Raw genomic sequence first — 16,491 nt, forward strand, 5'->3', positions numbered from 1 at the left:
AGGCCCCGGCGGCCGGCCCCGGAAACGGCGGCGGGCCCGGCCGCCGAAGCGACCGGGCCCGCTCACCCTGGTACCACTATCACACTACGTCGTCGTCCGACGCCTGCGCGCACCCGGGCGCCGCTCGCTCGGCCGGGTCACCGGGTCGCCGGCCTCCTTCGCCGCGTCCCGGCGCTGCGCGCCGAAGGCGGCGAGCGCCTCGGCGAGCTTGTGCACGGACGGCTCCGGGGACAGCACGTCGACCCGCAGGCCGTGCTCCTCGGCGGTCTTCGCGGTGGCGGGGCCGATACACGCGATCACGGTCACGTTGTGCGGCTTGCCCGCGATGCCGACCAGGTTGCGGACCGTCGAGGACGAGGTGAACAGGACCGCGTCGAAGCCGCCGCCCTTGATCGCCTCGCGGGTGTCGGCCGGCGGCGGCGAGGCGCGGACCGTGCGGTACGCGGTGACGTCGTCGACCTCCCAGCCCAGCTCGATGAGCCCGGCCACCAGGGTCTCGGTGGCGATGTCGGCACGCGGCAGGAACACCCGGTCGATCGGGTCGAAGACCGGGTCGTAGGGCGGCCAGTCCTCCAGCAGCCCGGCGGCGGACTGCTCGCCGGAGGGCACCAGGTCCGGCTTGACGCCGAAGTCGATCAGCGCGGCGGCAGTCTGCTCGCCGACCGCGGCGACCTTGATCCCGGCGAAGGCACGGGCGTCGAGACCGTACTCCTCGAACTTCTCCCGGACCGCCTTGACGGCGTTCACGCTGGTGAAGGCGATCCACTCGTAGCGCCCGGTGACCAGGCCCTTGACCGCGCGCTCCATCTGCTGGGGCGTACGCGGCGGCTCGACGGCGATCGTCGGGACCTCGTGCGGCACCGCACCGTAGGAACGCAGCTGGTCGGAGAGCGACGCGGCCTGCTCCTTCGTACGCGGGACGAGCACCTTCCAGCCGAACAGCTGCTTGGACTCGAACCACGCGAGCTGGTCGCGCTGGGCGGCGGAGCTGCGCTCTCCGACCACGGCTATGACCGGCCGGTGGCCCTCGGGCGAGGGCAGCACCTTGGCCTGCTTGAGGACCTGGGCGATCGTCCCGAGGGTCGCCGTCCAGGTGCGCTGGCGGGTGGTGGTGCCCGCGATCGTCACGGTGAGCGGGGTGTCGGGCTTGCGGCCCGCGGAGACCAGCTCGCCGGCGGCGGCCGCGACCGAGTCCAGCGTGGTGGAGACGACGGCGGTCGCGTCGCTCGCGCCGACCTCGCCCCAGCACCGGTCGGAGGCGGTACGGGCGTCGACGAAGCGGACGTCCGCGCCCTGCGCGTCGCGCAGCGGCACCCCGGCGTACGCGGGCACGCCGACGGCGTTCGCGATGCCCGGGACGACCTCGAAGGGCACCCCGGCGGCGGCGCAGGCGAGCATTTCCGCCCCCGCGTCCCCGTCCAGGCCCGGGTCGCCCGCGACAGCGCGGACCACCCGCCTGCCGCCCTTCGCGGCCTCCATGACAAGATTGGCCGCATCCCTGAGAACGGGTACACCGGCGGTTGTTGACGAGACGTCAACAACCGTCAGCTCAGGCGTGCTCACGCCTGCCCGCGCATGGCTGCGGACGACGTCGAGCACATCGGGCTCGGCGACAAGGACGTCCGCGCTCGCGAGCGCCTCGACGGCGCGCAGGGTCAGCAGTCCCGGGTCGCCGGGACCGGCGCCGAGGAAGGTGACCTGGCCTTGGGCGGACAGGACCGGAAAGTCGGATGCGGCGGGGCCGGTGGGGCTCAAAGTGCTCGCTCCCCCATAAGACCGGCCGCACCCTTGGCAAGCATCTCGGCCGCGAGTTCGCGACCGAGGGCCGCCGCGTCGTCGTGCGACGTGGGGACGGGACCGGTGGTGGACAGCTGTACGAGCGAGGAACCGTCGGTGGTACCGACGACTCCGCGCAGGCGCAGTTCGTTGACAACCTGCCCGTCGACCAGGAGGTCGGCCAGCGCACCCACAGGTGCGGAGCAGCCGGCCTCCAGGGCGGCGAGCAGGGCACGCTCGGCGGTCACGGCGACCCGGGTGTACGGGTCGTCGAGCTCGGCGAGCGCGGCGGCGAGGTCGGCGCTGGACGCGGCGCACTCGATCGCCAGTGCTCCCTGGCCGGGAGCGGGCAGGACGGTGTGGACCGGCAGGAAGTCGGTCACCTCACCGCTCCGGCCGAGACGGCTGAGCCCGGCGGCGGCGAGTACCACCGCGTCGAGCTTGCCGTCACGCACGAACCCGATCCGCGTGTCGACGTTGCCCCGGATGGGGACGGTCTCGATCCGCAGTCCGTGGGCACGGGCGTACGCGTTGAGCTGCGCCATGCGGCGCGGCGAACCGGTGCCCACGCGGGCGCCTTCGGGCAGCTGCTCGAAGGTCAGCCCGTCCCGGGCGACCAGTGCGTCGCGCGGGTCCTCGCGCTGCGGCACGGCCGCCAGCACGAGGTCGTCGGGCTGGCTGGTCGGCAGGTCCTTCAGGGAGTGGACGGCGAAGTCCACCTCGCCCCGCAGCAGCGCCTCGCGCAGGGCCGCGACGAACACGCCGGTGCCGCCGATCTGCGCCAGGTGCTCGCGGGAGGTGTCCCCGTACGTGGTGATCTCGACGAGCTCGACGGCGCGCCCGGTCACCTCGCGAACCGCCTCGGCGACGAGTCCGGACTGGGCCATGGCGAGCTTGCTGCGCCGGGTGCCCAGCCGGAGCGGCGCGGAACTCCGCGCGCCCGGGGATGAGTTGTCGGTCATGACCGCCCTCTATTCGGGTCGTTCAGGTCTGCCCGGGAGACGGCGGCCACCGTCTGCGGGTCGAGGTCGAAGAGTTCTCGCAGCGCGTCCGCGTACCCGGCACCGCCGGGCTCGCTGGCGAGCTGCTTGACCCGCACGGTGGGCGCGTGCAGGAGTTTGTCGACGACGCGGCGCACGGTCTGGGTGATCTCGGCGCGCTGCTTCTCGTCCAGGTCGGGGAGGCGGCCGTCCAGCCGGGCGATCTCGCCGGCGACCACGTCGGCGGCCATGGTGCGCAGGGCGACCACGGTCGGGGCGACATGCGCGGCACGCTGGGCGGCGCCGAAGGCGGCCACCTCGTCGGACACGATGGTGCGGACCCGGTCCACGTCGGCGGCCATCGGGGCGTCGGCGGACGCCTCCGCGAGCGACTCGATGTCGACGAGGCGCACCCCGTCGATGCGGTGGGCGGCGCCGTCGATGTCGCGCGGCATGGCGAGGTCGAGCAGGGCGAGCCTGACCGGTCCGGTGGACTGGGCGGGCACGGTGACCCGGCGCAGCGCGGTCGCCGGACCGGCGTGCGCGGCGGAGGTGGCGGAACCGTTCTCCACCCAGGCGGCGTGCTGGTCCACGTCGGCCGGGGCCGGGGGGACGGTGACCGCCGGCCGCTCGGGCGCGGCGTCCAGGCTCACGCCCAGGGCGTCGGCGAGGGCGTTGGCGGTGAGTACGAGGCCTGTGGAACCGGTGCAGGAGACGACGATGTCGGCACGTGTCAGTTCGTCCCCGACCGCGGACATCCCGACCGCCTGGGCGCGCACCGCGGCATCGTCGCCCTGCTGGAGGATCTCCACCAGCCGGTCCGCGCGGGAGCGGGTCCGGTTGGCGACGACGATCTCGGCGACGCCGGTACGCGCGAGGGTCGCGGCGGCCAGCGAGGACATGGATCCGGCGCCGATGACCAGGGCCCGCTTGCCACGGGCCCAGCACTCGGGGTCGGCCCCGGCGGCGAGCTGCTGGAGCCCGAAGGTGACGAGCGACTGCCCGGCCCGGTCGATGCCGGTCTCGCTGTGGGCGCGCTTGCCGACCCGCAGGGCCTGCTGGAAGAGGTCGTTCAGCAGCCGTCCGGCGGTGTGCAGCTCCTGGCCGCGCGCGAGCGCGTCCTTGATCTGGCCGAGGATCTGGCCCTCGCCGACGACCATCGAGTCGAGACCGCAGGCCACCGAGAAGAGGTGGTGGACGGCCCGGTCCTCGTAGTGCACATAGAGATACGGAGTGAGCTCCTCAAGCCCGACGCCGCTGTGCTGGGCGAGGAGGGTCGACAGCTCGGCGACGCCCGCGTGGAACTTGTCCACGTCGGCGTACAGCTCGATGCGGTTGCAGGTGGCCAGCACGGCGGCCTCGGTCGCGGGTTCCGCGGCGAGGGTGTCCTGGAGCAGCTTGGCCTGGGTGTCGGCAGCGAGGGAGGCCCGTTCCAGTACGGAGACGGGGGCGCTGCGGTGGCTCAGCCCGACGACGAGGAGGCTCATGCCGGCATCACGGCGGGCATGTCCCCGTCGGGTCCCTTCCGGCTCGCGGGCGTGGCGCGCATCGGGGGCGCGCCCTCGTCCTCGGCGGCGGTGTCCTCGCCGGCCTTGCGCTGCTCGTGGAACGCGAGGATCTGGAGCTCGATGGAGAGGTCGACCTTGCGTACGTCGACGCCCTCGGGCACCGACAGCACGGTCGGCGCGAAGTTCAGGATGGAGGTCACACCGGCGGCGACGAGCCGGTCGCAGACCTGCTGGGCGGCGCCGGGCGGGGTGGTGATCACGCCGATGGACACACCGTTGTCGCTGATGATCCGGTCGAGGTCGTCCGTGTGCTGGACGGCGATCCCGGCCACCGGCGTACCAGCCATGGCGGGGTCGGCGTCGATCAGCGCCGCGACCCGGAAGCCGCGCGAGGCGAAGCCGCCGTAGTTGGCGAGGGCCGCGCCGAGGTTACCGATGCCGACGATGGCGACCGGCCAGTCCTGGGTGAGGCCGAGCTCGCGCGAGATCTGGTAGACGAGGTACTCGACGTCGTAGCCGACACCACGGGTGCCGTAGGACCCCAGGTAGCTGAAGTCCTTGCGCAGCTTCGCCGAGTTGACCCCGGCCGCCGTGGCCAGCTCCTCGGAGGAGACCGTGGGGACCGATCGCTCGGAGAGCGCGGTCAGGGCGCGCAGATACAACGGAAGTCGGGCGACGGTGGCCTCGGGAATTCCTCGGCTACGGGTCGCCGGTCGGTGAGTTCGGCCAGTTGCCACGGTGCTCCTGCGGGATGAGCGGGGCTGCAGGCGGCCGTATGTCCCAAGACCGCCCCGTCGAATGCAGGCTATGTCTTTGTGAACGCGTGCACAAAGATGGTGTCCGTTTTGTCTGGTCAAAGTGACCGGGGTCACGCATACTCCCCGCGCGATCCCGGAACCAGGGACCGCATCAGCCCGTTGCAGCCTCGAAGAGGGCAAAGCCGAACACACTCCTCACAACTAAGCCCCCGAGGCTACTCAAAACGCCCACGATGTTAACCGGGTTTCGCGTCCGCACCCAGCGCCTTGCGCAGTCTCGCCGGGTCCACGCGCCAGAACGTGTGCTGTTCGTCATCGATCAGCACCACCGGAATCTGCTCCCAGTACTCCTTGTACAGCTCCTCGTCCTCGGTGATGTCCTTCTCCACCCACGACGCACCGGTCTCCTCGCAGACCGCGCTCACCACCGTGCGCGCGTCCTCGCACAGATGACACCCGGGCTTCCCGACCAGCGTGACCACCCGCTCGGCGGGCCTCTTCCTCGTACGTCGCAGCAGAGCACTCATGCGTTCATTCTGCGCCTTTCACGCTCACTTTCTTCGCCTGTGATGCTCACTTACCGAGCCTGTGATGCTCACCCTCCGGGCCTGCGACGCTCACTCCCTGAGCCTGCGACGCTCACCTTCCGGGCCCGCGCGCCCCCGGCCCCGGACCGCCCGGAATCGCCCGATTCACCATCCCGACCCGCAGCGTTCACGCCCACGCATCGCGGCAGGTCGGGCAGGTACGGACGGACTGGCTATGCTCACCGCATGGCCGCTCTTGGATGGCTCACACCCCGTAGGCGTTCCGCTACCGCACGGAGCGTCCTGGCAGGCGAGGCCGCCGCCGAGGCCGCACGCAAGACCTCGGCCGCCGACGACGACTCCGCCCTCCTGGCCAGGGCCCCGGAAGAACCGGCCAGGACCCCGCGGGACGCGGACGCGACACCTCCGGAAGAGCCCGCGTTCCCCGTCGCCGGGGACGACCGGGCCGCCGCCTTCTTCGACCTCGACAACACCGTGATGCAGGGCGCCGCGATCTTCCACTTCGGCCGCGGCCTGTACAAGCGGAAGTTCTTCGAGCGCCGCGAGCTCACCCGGTTCGCCTGGCAGCAGGCGTGGTTCCGGCTGGCCGGCGTCGAGGACCCCGAACACATGCAGGACGCCCGCGACAGCGCCCTGTCCATCGTCAAGGGCCACCGCGTCTCCGAGCTGATGTCCATCGGCGAGGAGATCTACGACGAGTACATGGCCGACCGCATCTGGCCCGGCACCCGCGCCCTGGCCCAGGCCCACCTGGACGCCGGGCAGAAGGTCTGGCTGGTCACCGCCGCCCCCGTGGAGACCGCCACCATCATCGCCCGCCGCCTCGGCCTGACCGGCGCGCTCGGCACCGTCGCCGAATCGGTCGACGGCGTCTACACCGGCCGGCTGGTCGGCGAACCCCTGCACGGCCCCGCCAAGGCCGAGGCCGTCCGCGCCCTGGCCGCCGCAGAAGGCCTGGAGCTGGAGCGCTGCGCCGCCTACAGCGACTCGCACAACGACATCCCGATGCTCTCGCTGGTCGGCCACCCCTACGCGATCAACCCGGACACCAAGCTCCGCAAGTACGCCCGCGCCCGCGACTGGCGGCTGCGCGACTACCGCACCGGCCGCAAGGCGGCCAAGGTCGGCATCCCGGCCGCCGCCGGGGTCGGCGCGCTCGCGGGCGGCACGGCCGCCGCCGTAGCCCTGCACCGCCGCCGCCGCTGACCCTCGCGCCCGGGGGCCCTCCGCGCCCGCACTCTCCGCGCCCGCACCCGTGTCCGCCCATCCGCCGGTCCGCCCGATCTTCCGTCCGGACACGGGGAACAGCCACGCCCGGAGCCGGGCGCCCGATCACGAGCCGCTCCGCCGGCGCGGGCGACACCCCCTCCGGCCAGTCGGATCACCTGCGCCCGGCCACAACCCGTCGCCCCCGCAGACAGATCACGAAGTAATCCGATCAATAAACGGTCACCATGTGCTACTTGATACGTCACCTAGCGATAACAGAAACGACGGAACCGGTGATTTAGACAACTGGGTGTAGTGCTGCCTGCACGAAGCGTTATTCTCCTCAGACGCATCACGGAGACCGCCACTCGCTACCACGGGTGACGTTTTTCGAACTGCTCGTGATGGAAGCTCTGCCTCTGGGAGTCCCGTGTACCCACACGTCGGGGTTGACGCCTCGGGCCTGGCTACGCTGCGTGCATCGGTCATTGACCGCTTGCGCGGCTTCGTCCCCACCGCGTACGCCGTCCCCGCTTTTGCCACCCCTGCACCTGCCGGCCCTTGCTACGCCCTGGCCGAACGCAGTGCGGCAGTCGGAAGACGCGGCACCCGCGCCGCCTCGACCACCTCGACCGTCCGCCGTCCCACCGCCGACAGCGACAGCGCGCGCATGATGGATCTCGTCGAGCGCGCACAGGCCGGTGAGGCCGACGCCTTCGGCCGCTTGTACGACCAGTACAGCGACACCGTGTACCGGTACATCTACTACCGCGTGGGCGGCAAGGCGACCGCGGAGGACCTCACCAGCGAGACCTTCCTCCGCGCGCTGCGCCGCATCTCCACGTTCACCTGGCAGGGCCGCGATTTCGGCGCCTGGCTGGTCACCATCGCTCGCAACCTGGTCGCCGACCACTTCAAATCCAGTCGTTTCCGGCTGGAAGTGACCACCGGCGAAATGCTCGACGCCAACGAGGTGGCGCGCAGCCCCGAGGACTCCGTCCTGGAGTCCCTCTCCAACGCCGCACTGCTCCAGGCCGTGCGGCGGCTCAACCCCCAGCAGCAGGAGTGCGTCACCCTGCGGTTCCTCCAAGGCCTCTCGGTCGCCGAGACCGCCCGGGTGATGGGCAAGAACGAGGGCGCGATCAAGACCCTCCAGTACCGAGCCGTACGGACGCTCGCCCGACTCCTGCCGGACGACGCCCGCTGACCGGACCAGTGCGTGACCGTCCCGTCACGCACTGGTCCGATCATCTTTCGTGCGTAACCCAAGTGCCGCGCGACTCGTTGTGCCGGTTGCAGGCCCCCTGTCGTCACCCCCTGTCCGTATCCACTCACTCCATCGAGTGGAAACGCTCAAGGTGTGCAACCTTCCGGACCGCCAGGGGAGTCGACCGTCATGACGAGAGGAGGTGCCGCCAGTGATCGCAAACGTTTCGGCACACCGGCGGGCGAACGCCTTCGCCCAGGCCCTGGAGGAGCAGACCCCCCAGGGTGCGGCGGCCGAACAGCCCGCGGAGCCGGCCGACCAGGCCGACCGCGGACCGCTGTTGGCCCTGGCGAACGGCCTCGGTGAGCTACCGAAGCCGCAGTTGGACCCCGAGGTCAAAGTGGTGCAGCGAGCCCAGCTCGTCGCGGCCATGGAGGCCATGCTCGCCGAGGGCGGCGCGTCAACGGGCCCTACGGTGCCCGTGCAACGGGGCAAGGGGGTCCACCGGGCCTCACCACTGCGCAAATTGCGCCCCCGCTCCCGCTGGGCGAAGGGGCTCACCGCCGGCGGGCTCACCGTCGGCGTGGCCGCTGGAGCGTTCGGCGGAGTGGCCGCCGCCAGCTCCGACGCCCTCCCCGGTGATTCGCTCTACGGGCTGAAGCGCGGGATGGAGGACATCAGCCTCGGCATGGCCAACGGCGACGCCGACCGCGGCGAGGCCTATCTCGACCAGGCCTCCACCCGGCTCAGCGAGGCCCGCAGACTCATGGAGCGCGGCCGGTCCGGGGCGCTGGACCACGAATCCCTCGGCGCCGTCAGACGCGCGCTCAACGGCATGTCCCACGACGCCTCCGAGGGCCACCGCCTGCTCCACTCCGCCTATCAGCACGACGGAGCGATCGGCCCGATCCAGACCCTGGACACCTTCTCCCGTTCGCACCGCGACACCTGGAGCAGCCTCCGCGACCGGCTGCCCGTCCAGCTCACCGACGTCCGCGACGAGGTCAGCTCGGTCTTCGACGCCATAGAGGAAGAAGTCGCACCGCTCCAGTCCCTCCTCCCCCGCCCCCCGGGCAAGGGCACCGGACGCGCCGACGCCACCACCCCGGACACCGGCTCGCCCCGGACCGACGCCCCCGCGCCCCCGGCCGCCTCCGAGCAGCCCGGGGACCGCACCGACGGCAGCACCGCCCCCAAGCCCTCCGGCTCATCGGGCTCCGCCGACGCCACGAACGACGGGCTGCTGGGCGGCGGCACGGACGGCCTGCTGGACGAACTCCCGACGGACGGCCTCGCCCCGCCGTCCCCCGAAGGCCGGCCCAGCGCACCGGCCGCCCCGGACGTCACCCTGCCCCCGCTCCTCCCGGGGCTCCTCCCGGGCCTCGGCATCGACGGCGAGGACCTCCGTCCGTAGGACGACGGGCCCAGCCGCACGGAAAGGGCCGGACGGAAGAGCCGGACGGAAAGGGCCGGTACGCGATCCGCGTACCGGCCCCCTCCTTCTCGCACACCAGGTCAGAAAAAGACCGACCGCCGCTGCACCAGCAGCTTGTACAGCGTGTGCTGGATCTGCTCACGCACCTGGTCCGTCAGGTTGAACATCAGCATCGGGTCCTCCGCCGCCTCCGGCGGATACCCGTCCGTCGGGATCGGCTCACCGAACTGGATCGTCCACTTCGTCGGCAGCGGCAGCGCGCCCAGCGGCCCCAGCCACGGGAACGTCGGCGTGATCGGGAAGTACGGGAAACCCAGCAGCCGGGCCAGCGTCTTCGCGTTGCCGATCATCGGGTAGATCTCCTCGGCGCCCACGATCGAGCACGGCACGATCGGCGCACCCGCCCGCAGCGCCGTCGACACGAACCCGCCCCGGCCGAAGCGCTGAAGCTTGTAGCGGTCGCCGAACGGCTTGCCGATGCCCTTGAAGCCCTCCGGCATCACCCCGACGATCTCGCCCCTCTCCAGCAGCCGCTGCGCGTCCTCCGCACAGGCCAGCGTGTGACCGGCCTTGCGCGCCAGCTCGTTGACGACCGGGAGATGGAAGACCAGATCGGCGGCGAGCAGCCGCAGATGCCGCTCGGCCGGATGGTGGTCGTGCACCGCGACCTGGAGCATGAGCCCGTCCAGCGGCAGCGTCCCGGAGTGGTTGGCCACGACGAGCGCCCCGCCGTCCGACGGGATGTTCTCGATGCCCTTCACCTCGACCCGGAAATACTTGTCGGCCAGCGGCCGCAGCACCGACATCAGAACCTGGTCGGTGAGCTCCTTGTCGTACCCGAACTCGTCGACGTCGTAGTCACCGGTGACCCGCCGCCGCAGGAACGCGAGCCCGCCCGCGATCCGCCGGTCCCAGCCGCCGGAGGACCCGTCCGCGCCCATCGCGTGACGGGGCTCCTCGTGCTCCGCCTCCCCTGCCTCCCCCGCCTCCGCGGGCTGCTCGGGGACCTGCGCCCCCGGCAGGGCGCTCACCGGAGCGGCGGAGCCGTCGCCCCGGCCGCTGCCGGGGCCGGCCGCCCCGGTCCGGCGCCGAGCCGGACGCGACGCGCCACCGGACCGCGAACGGTCGTCGTCGAACGGAATGACCTTGGCGTCCGCCATCGTCGGTGCGCTCCTCTACCTGGCGCCGTGAGTCGTCTGTACCGCACCGGCCCCGCGCTCCCGCGGCCCGGCGCCCCCCGGGAGCGGCAGCGCCGCCAGCCGGTCCACCGCCCTGCCCATCGTCGCCGGCGGCAGCAGACCGGGCTCCCTGCTCCGCGCGAACTCCGCGAACGTCTCCGCCGTACTGAACTCCGGCCGGAAACCGAGGGTCTCGCGCATCTGCACGGTCGAGACCACCCTGCCATGGGTGAGCAGCCGGATCTGTTCCGGCGAGAAGTCGGTCATGCCGATCGTGCGGAGCGCCGAGCCGACCCACGTGACAGCGGGCAGCAGCACCGGCACGGTCGGCCTCCCCAGCCGCCGCGAGCACTGCGACAGCAGCAGCACACCGTCACCGGCGATGTTGAAGGTGCCACTGTTCAGCGTCCCGCGCCGGGGCTCGCCCGCCGCGACCCCCAGGACGTCGATCACATCGTCCTCGTGCACGAACTGGAGCCGGGGGTCGTAGCCGAAGACGGTCGGCAGGACGGGCAGCGACAGATAGTCGGCGAGCGGCGAGTCCGGCCGCGGCCCCAGGATGTTGGCGAACCGCAGCACGCACACCGCCACGTCCGGACGGCGGCGGGCGAAGCCCCGTACGTACCCCTCGACCTCCACCGCGTCCTTCGCGAAGCCGCCGCTGGGCAGCGACTTGGGCGGGGTGGTCTCGGTGAACACGGCGGGATCGCGGGGCGCCGACCCGTACACGCTCGTACTGGACTTCACCACGAGCCGCCGCACCGCCGGGGACTTCTGACAGGCGCCGAGCAGCTGCATGGTGCCGATGACGTTGGTCTCCTTGAGCGCCGTCCGGCCACCGGCGCCGAGCGCCTTGCCGGAGACGTCCAGGTGCACGACCGTGTCCACGGAGTACTCGGCCAGGATCCGCGCCAGGGCGGACTGCCGGATGTCCGCGCGCACGAACTCCGCGTCGCCCAGCTGATGCGCGGGCGCGACCGCGTCGACGGCGATCACCCGGTCCACCCCGGGCTCACGCTGGACGCGCCGGACGAATCGGCCCCCCAGCTGCCGGGCCACTCCGGTGACGAGCACGACCTTTCCCAAGACCCGGCTCCCCTGCTTCCCGCGGTAACTTCCTGGCCGTCACCGTAGCGGGTGGACGCCGCAGCGCAATGACCCCCGCTCCGAAACGCACCGCAGCCCTCCCGCCAGGACGGCGGAAGGGCTGCGGATCTCACGAACTGCGTTCGCTTACTTCTTGTTGCGACGCTGAACGCGCGTGCGCTTGAGCAGCTTGCGGTGCTTCTTCTTGGCCATCCGCTTGCGCCGCTTCTTGATAACAGAGCCCACGACTACCCTCGCTTACTTCATCTTCACTGGTGCGGGGCGTCTGGGCCCACACGACCTACGTCGGCCTAGCCTACCCGCCACCGTGCGAGGGGCGTAATCCGCAGGCAACCTCAGGCTGATTCCACCCCCACAAAGGACTCGCGGAGATACGCGTGAACCGCTTGCTCCGGCACCCGGAAGGACCTGCCCACCCGGATCGCCGGCAGATGACCGCTGTGCACCAAGCGGTACACGGTCATCTTCGACACTCGCATGACCGAGGCGACTTCCGCCACGGTCAGAAACTTGACCTCGTTGAGAGGCCTCTCGCTGCCAGCAGCCATGACCCACCTGTACCTTCCGCACCGGACGCGCACCGGCTTCCCCTCCGGTGACTCTTCGTCGCTGTGCGCTCACTCACCAGATTAGGGGCGGGTGGTGCGAGTGGGGAAGAGGAGAGGCGATCGGCGGCCTACGGTGACAGACAGGCCCGATTGAGCACATAGCGCGTCAACGGCCGGTAGAACGGCGCCCGTACGCCGTCGTCGAGCGGAACGACGACGGACACCCGCCCCTCCGCCTCCCCCACGAACAGCGCCGGATCATCCGTGTCCGCCGGCCCGATCGCCTCGATCCCCAGCTGACCTGCACCGCAGACCCAGCCGTGATCCCCGATCACCAGCTCGGGCAGCACCCCGAGCCGCTCCGCCGCGTCCTGGAGCGCGAGCCGCACCGGAAGCGGCGAATGCGTGTGCGCGCCGGTCTCGCCACCCGTGGGCCGCCCCCCTGGTTCGCGCACCAGGGCGACACCCCGTACGTAGTCGAGGTGGTACGTGCGTACGCCAAACCGGGTCGTTATGTCGACACATCTCCCCTGCGCGGGGGTGAGAACAGGACAGCCCGCCGCCGACAGAGCGTCTGCCAGCCCGGCGTAGAAACCGAGCAGCCGGTGCGGATGGCCGGTCCCCAGCAGCACCGGAGCCCGCCGCTCGGCCACCAGCGCCAGCCGCTCGGCGAACGCGTCCAGCGCGGCCACCGTCCGCTCCGGGTCGATCGCGTCGGGCCCGGAGACATGCGCGGGGTCCGCGGAGACCCCGCACCGGTCCGCCATCAGCCGCAACAGCTCGCCCTCGCTCCAGGCCCGCTCGGGCGCGAGCCCCAGCATCACCCGCGGATCCCGGGCGGCGAACAGCCGGTAGCTGCGCAGACTGTTCTCGCGCGAAGTGGCCACGGTCCCGGCCAGCCGGGCCGCCAGCAGATGGGCGCGCAACGCCCCGGTGCTCAACACCCCTGGGATGCTGCCGCATCGCGGAACGCCGACGGGCGGGAATCCCGGTACGCCCCACCGTTGGCGTAACGCAGGGCACAATGCCCGCACCCGCCCGGTCCACGCCCGTCAGGTCAGCAGACCCCGCAGCGGGAACGCCGCCTTCCGGGACGCCAGCACCGCCTGGTCCAGCCGGTCCGCCGGGTCGTACCCGTCCTCCCACGCCTTCCAGGACGGCGTACGCCCGTCCGTCATCCTGCCGGGCCCCAACTGCCGCGTACGGGCGTAGACGAGATCCCGCCAGGACGACGGCACGACCGACTCCGGATCGACAGGAGCGTGCGCCGCGATCCCGACGAGATGCGTCCACGACCGGGGCACCACGTCCACCACCGCGTACCCGCCGCCGCCGAGCGCCACCCAGCGCCCGCCCTCCGCGTACCGGTGGGCCAGTTCGTGGCAGGACTCCATCACCGCCCGCTGCGCGTCCAGGGAGACCGCGAGGTGGGCGAGCGGGTCCTCGAAGTGCGTGTCGGCCCCGTGCTGGGTGACGAGCACCTGGGGCCGGAAATCGGCCAGCAGCTCGGGCACCACCGCGTGGAACGCCCGCAGCCACCCCTCGTCCCCGGTCCCGGCCGGCAGCGCCACGTTCACCGCGGAGCCCTCACCGTCCCCGGCCCCGGTCTCCTCCGGCCACCCGGTCTGCGGAAACAGCGTCCGCGGATGCTCGTGCAGCGACACGGTCAGCACCCGCGGGTCCTCCCAGAACGCGGCCTGCACCCCGTCCCCGTGGTGGACGTCCACGTCGACGTACGCGACCCGCTCGGCGCCCAGCTCCAGCAGCCGGGCGATGGCGAGGGCCGGGTCGTTGTAGACGCAGAACCCGGCGGCCGACCCGGGCATGGCGTGATGCAGCCCCCCGGTGAAGTTCACCGCGTGCTCACTCTCCCCCCGCCACACGGCCTCGGCGGCGCCCAGCGACAACCCCGCGATCAGTGCGGACGCCTCGTGCATCCCGGCGAACGCCGGATCGTCCACGGTGCCGAGCCCGTAGTCCTGGTCGGCCGCCCGCGGATCCGCGGAGGCGGCCCGTACCGCGGCCACGTAATCCGCACGGTGCACGAGCCGCAGGGTGGAGTCCCCGGCGGACTTCGCCGACCGCAGATCCACCGCCCCGTCGAGCCCGAAAGCCCGCACCAACCCCATCGTCAGGTCCAGCCGGACCGGGTCCATGGGGTGGGTGTCCCCGAAGTCGTATCCCGTAACTGCGTCATCCCACATCAGCTGTGTGCGGCCGCTCATGCCCGCCACCGTATCGGGCGGGCTCCGGCCCGAACGAGCGGGCATACACGAGCGTCGCCAGCACCAGAACCATCGGTACGAGCATGGCTCCCCGATAACTCCACGCATCCCCCAGAGCGCCCACGAGCGGCGAACCGACCAGAAACCCGACATAGTTGAAGATGTTCAGCCGGGCCACGGCCGCGTCGCTGTTCCCCGGGAACATCCGCCCGGCCGCCGCGAAGGTCTGCGGCACGATCACGCAGAGCCCGAACCCGAGCATCGTGAACCCGAGCATCCCCACCCAGGCCCCGGGCGCCAGCGCCACGACCGCGAACCCGCCGGCCGCCAGCAGACTCCCGCCCCGCACCACGGCCACCGCCCCGAACCGCCGCACCCCGAGGTCCCCCACGGCCCGCCCCAGCAGGGTCGTCACCATGTAGACGTTGTACGGAACGGTCGCGAGCTGCTCCGAACCGCCCAGCACGTCCTGGAGGTACTTGGCACTCCAGTTGGAGACGGTCGAGTCCCCGATGTACGCGAAGCTCATCACCAGGCACAGCGGCAGCAACAGCTTCAGCGAAACGCCCCCGCCCGCACCCCCGGGCCCGGGACCGGTCTTCTCCGCCCCTTCCGGCCCTTTCCCCTCCGTGTACCACCGGCTCCCGGCCAGGGCTGCGGGCAGCAGCACCACCACGACGGGGAGATAGGACACGAGCAACGGCAGATCCCACCGCGCCCCGACCCATGCCAGGGACGCCCCCGTGATCCCGCCGAGACTGTAGGCCGCGTGGAAGCCGAGCATGATGCTGCGCCCGTACGCCCGTTGGAGGCTGACGCCCAGCATGTTCATGGAGGCGTCCAGCGCCCCGACGGCCAGCCCGAAGACGCCGAGCGCGAGGGCGACGTGCCCTACCTCCCGCCCCGCACCCACCCCGAGCAGCGCGAGCAGGACGAGAGGCTGGGTCCACCGCAGGACGACGCCGGGCCCCACCCGCGCTACCACCTTCTCGGTGGCCACGCTGCCGGCCCCCGCCAGGATCGGGACAGCGGCGAGGAAGACGGGCAGCAGCCCGTCGGATATCCCGTACTGGTCCTGGATGGCGGGGATACGCGTCACCAGAAGGGCGAAGGCCACCCCTTGGACGCCGAAGCTCAACCCCAGGGATGCCCTGCCCTGCCGCAAGCCCGCATCAGTCATGGCCGCGAGCGTAGAGCCAGGCTCTACCCATGGGTAGAGGGATCAGGCGAGCAGTTCGGGGAGCTGGGCCATGTCCGAGAAGTGCCCGGTCACTCCGGTGAGCCGGTCCGCGGGCATCATCGACGTGAACCCGTACACGTCCATGCCGGCCGCCCGCGCCGCCTCGACCCCGAGCGGGCTGTCCTCGATCACGACGCACCTCTCCGGCGCGACGCCCATCCGCTCGGCGGCGTACAGGAACAGGTCCGGTGCCGGTTTGCCCCGCCCGACATCCTCCGAGCTGAAGATCCACTCTTCCTCGAACCACTGGTCGAGCCCCGTCTTGCGGTGCGCGACCCGGATCCTCTCGTGGCTCCCGGAGGAGGCGACGCAGTAGTCCACCCCGTCCGCGACGAGCTTCCCGAGCAGTTCCTCGGTCCCGTCGACGGCCACGAGCTCCCGCTGGAAGGCCGCGAACGTACGGGTGTTGAGCGTGGAGTCGAAGTCTTCGGGCAGCTTCTGCCCGGTCCTCTCCTCGACGAGGTCGTGGACCCGGTGCACGGCGGACCCCATGTAGTCACGGAGCGACTCGTCGTACGAGGTGGGGTGACCGAGTTCGGTCAGGTAGCCGGAGAGGACGGTGTTGGCGAGCGGCTCACTGTCGACGAGCACACCATCGTTGTCGAAGATGACCAGTTCGTAGCGCATGGTTCGACCCTAGACGTTCAGAACGCAGAAAAGCCCCGTGCCACAAGGCACGGGGCTTTCCCGGAAAAATTGTTCGGCGGCGTCCTACTCTCCCACAGGGTCCCCCCTGCAGTACCATCGGCGCTGAAAGGCTTAGCTTCCGGGT

16 protein-coding genes and 1 rRNA gene are annotated in these 16,491 nt (G+C 71.5%); 3 read left to right on the forward strand and 14 right to left on the reverse strand.

Annotated features, from left to right (window positions below; all coding sequences use genetic code 11):
• Positions 1–84: 84 nt before the first annotated feature.
• From ACGF2Y_RS33640 to ACGF2Y_RS33660, 5 genes are all read right to left on the reverse strand, one after another.
• Entirely contained in the window at positions 85–1,755 is a 1,671-nt protein-coding gene (locus ACGF2Y_RS33640; RefSeq protein WP_392955278.1) for a uroporphyrinogen-III synthase, read from the reverse strand.
• Positions 1,752–2,738, reverse strand: a complete 987-nt coding sequence (hemC, locus tag ACGF2Y_RS33645) for a hydroxymethylbilane synthase (RefSeq protein ID WP_392955279.1) — start codon at positions 2,736–2,738, stop codon at positions 1,752–1,754. Before hemC ends, ACGF2Y_RS33640 begins: the two co-directional genes overlap by 4 nt.
• Positions 2,735–4,243, reverse strand: a complete 1,509-nt coding sequence (locus tag ACGF2Y_RS33650) for a glutamyl-tRNA reductase (protein WP_392955281.1) — start codon at positions 4,241–4,243, stop codon at positions 2,735–2,737. Before ACGF2Y_RS33650 ends, hemC begins: the two co-directional genes overlap by 4 nt.
• Positions 4,240–5,001, reverse strand: a complete 762-nt coding sequence (locus ACGF2Y_RS33655; protein WP_392955283.1) for a redox-sensing transcriptional repressor Rex — start codon at positions 4,999–5,001, stop codon at positions 4,240–4,242. The genes ACGF2Y_RS33650 and ACGF2Y_RS33655 overlap by 4 nt, the downstream gene beginning before the upstream one ends.
• 257 nt (positions 5,002–5,258) lie before the next feature.
• On the reverse strand, positions 5,259–5,549 hold the full coding sequence (locus ACGF2Y_RS33660; protein ID WP_392955285.1) for a glutaredoxin family protein: 291 nt from the start codon (positions 5,547–5,549) through the stop codon (positions 5,259–5,261).
• Between the two features lie 246 nt (positions 5,550–5,795).
• On the opposite strand from ACGF2Y_RS33660, the gene ACGF2Y_RS33665 reads away from it, so the two are divergent.
• From ACGF2Y_RS33665 to ACGF2Y_RS33675, 3 genes are all read left to right on the forward strand, one after another.
• The gene (locus tag ACGF2Y_RS33665) at positions 5,796–6,776 is read left to right on the forward strand and encodes an HAD family hydrolase (protein ID WP_392955287.1); all 981 of its coding nucleotides are present in this window, start codon (positions 5,796–5,798) and stop codon (positions 6,774–6,776) included.
• A gap of 433 nt (positions 6,777–7,209) precedes the next feature.
• Positions 7,210–7,986: an ECF subfamily RNA polymerase sigma factor, BldN family gene (locus tag ACGF2Y_RS33670; protein ID WP_003968333.1), complete on the forward strand. Its 777-nt coding sequence runs from the start codon at positions 7,210–7,212 to the stop codon at positions 7,984–7,986.
• Between the two features lie 211 nt (positions 7,987–8,197).
• Positions 8,198–9,400 (forward strand): DUF5667 domain-containing protein, encoded by a 1,203-nt coding sequence (locus tag ACGF2Y_RS33675; protein WP_392955289.1) that lies wholly within the window; start codon positions 8,198–8,200, stop codon positions 9,398–9,400.
• A gap of 101 nt (positions 9,401–9,501) precedes the next feature.
• Here ACGF2Y_RS33675 and ACGF2Y_RS33680 read toward each other — a convergent pair whose 3' ends face one another.
• The 9 genes from ACGF2Y_RS33680 to rrf all read right to left on the reverse strand — a co-directional run.
• The gene (locus ACGF2Y_RS33680; RefSeq protein WP_392955290.1) at positions 9,502–10,581 is read right to left on the reverse strand and encodes a lysophospholipid acyltransferase family protein; all 1,080 of its coding nucleotides are present in this window, start codon (positions 10,579–10,581) and stop codon (positions 9,502–9,504) included.
• A 15-nt stretch (positions 10,582–10,596) separates the two neighbouring features.
• Complete coding sequence (locus ACGF2Y_RS33685; RefSeq protein WP_392955292.1) at positions 10,597–11,685, reverse strand: NAD-dependent epimerase/dehydratase family protein; 1,089 nt, start codon at positions 11,683–11,685, stop codon at positions 10,597–10,599.
• Between the two features lie 147 nt (positions 11,686–11,832).
• Positions 11,833–11,931, reverse strand: a complete 99-nt coding sequence (locus ACGF2Y_RS33690) for a 30S ribosomal protein bS22 (RefSeq protein ID WP_003948845.1) — start codon at positions 11,929–11,931, stop codon at positions 11,833–11,835.
• 110 nt (positions 11,932–12,041) lie between these two features.
• Positions 12,042–12,254, reverse strand: a complete 213-nt coding sequence (locus tag ACGF2Y_RS33695) for a helix-turn-helix domain-containing protein (protein ID WP_003968329.1) — start codon at positions 12,252–12,254, stop codon at positions 12,042–12,044.
• A gap of 128 nt (positions 12,255–12,382) precedes the next feature.
• Positions 12,383–13,198, reverse strand: a complete 816-nt coding sequence (locus tag ACGF2Y_RS33700; protein WP_392955294.1) for a phosphatase — start codon at positions 13,196–13,198, stop codon at positions 12,383–12,385.
• A gap of 108 nt (positions 13,199–13,306) precedes the next feature.
• On the reverse strand, positions 13,307–14,479 hold the full coding sequence (locus tag ACGF2Y_RS33705) for an acetoin utilization protein AcuC (protein WP_392955296.1): 1,173 nt from the start codon (positions 14,477–14,479) through the stop codon (positions 13,307–13,309).
• Positions 14,448–15,659, reverse strand: a complete 1,212-nt coding sequence (locus tag ACGF2Y_RS33710; RefSeq protein ID WP_392955297.1) for an MFS transporter — start codon at positions 15,657–15,659, stop codon at positions 14,448–14,450. The genes ACGF2Y_RS33705 and ACGF2Y_RS33710 overlap by 32 nt, the downstream gene beginning before the upstream one ends.
• Before the next feature lie 42 nt (positions 15,660–15,701).
• Entirely contained in the window at positions 15,702–16,346 is a 645-nt protein-coding gene (locus tag ACGF2Y_RS33715; protein ID WP_392955299.1) for an HAD family hydrolase, read from the reverse strand.
• 71 nt (positions 16,347–16,417) lie between these two features.
• Positions 16,418–16,491 (reverse strand): 5S ribosomal RNA (gene rrf / locus ACGF2Y_RS33720); the annotation flags it as partial.

Origin of the sequence: Streptomyces sp. NPDC048142, assembly GCF_043202835.1 — a bacterium.
Taxonomy (GTDB): domain Bacteria; phylum Actinomycetota; class Actinomycetes; order Streptomycetales; family Streptomycetaceae; genus Streptomyces.

Coding starts and splice junctions, on each gene's coding strand:
- hemC (WP_392955279.1), bottom strand. CDS start 2,738: ATGACCGACAACTCATCCCCGGGCGCGCGGAGTTCCGCGCCGCTCCGG.
- ACGF2Y_RS33715 (WP_392955299.1), bottom strand. CDS start 16,346: ATGCGCTACGAACTGGTCATCTTCGACAACGATGGTGTGCTCGTCGAC.
- ACGF2Y_RS33660 (WP_392955285.1), bottom strand. CDS start 5,549: ATGAGTGCTCTGCTGCGACGTACGAGGAAGAGGCCCGCCGAGCGGGTG.
- ACGF2Y_RS33680 (WP_392955290.1), bottom strand. CDS start 10,581: ATGGCGGACGCCAAGGTCATTCCGTTCGACGACGACCGTTCGCGGTCC.
- ACGF2Y_RS33650 (WP_392955281.1), bottom strand. CDS start 4,243: ATGAGCCTCCTCGTCGTCGGGCTGAGCCACCGCAGCGCCCCCGTCTCC.
- ACGF2Y_RS33665 (WP_392955287.1), top strand. CDS start 5,796: ATGGCCGCTCTTGGATGGCTCACACCCCGTAGGCGTTCCGCTACCGCA.
- ACGF2Y_RS33695 (WP_003968329.1), bottom strand. CDS start 12,254: ATGGCTGCTGGCAGCGAGAGGCCTCTCAACGAGGTCAAGTTTCTGACC.
- ACGF2Y_RS33705 (WP_392955296.1), bottom strand. CDS start 14,479: ATGAGCGGCCGCACACAGCTGATGTGGGATGACGCAGTTACGGGATAC.
- ACGF2Y_RS33710 (WP_392955297.1), bottom strand. CDS start 15,659: ATGACTGATGCGGGCTTGCGGCAGGGCAGGGCATCCCTGGGGTTGAGC.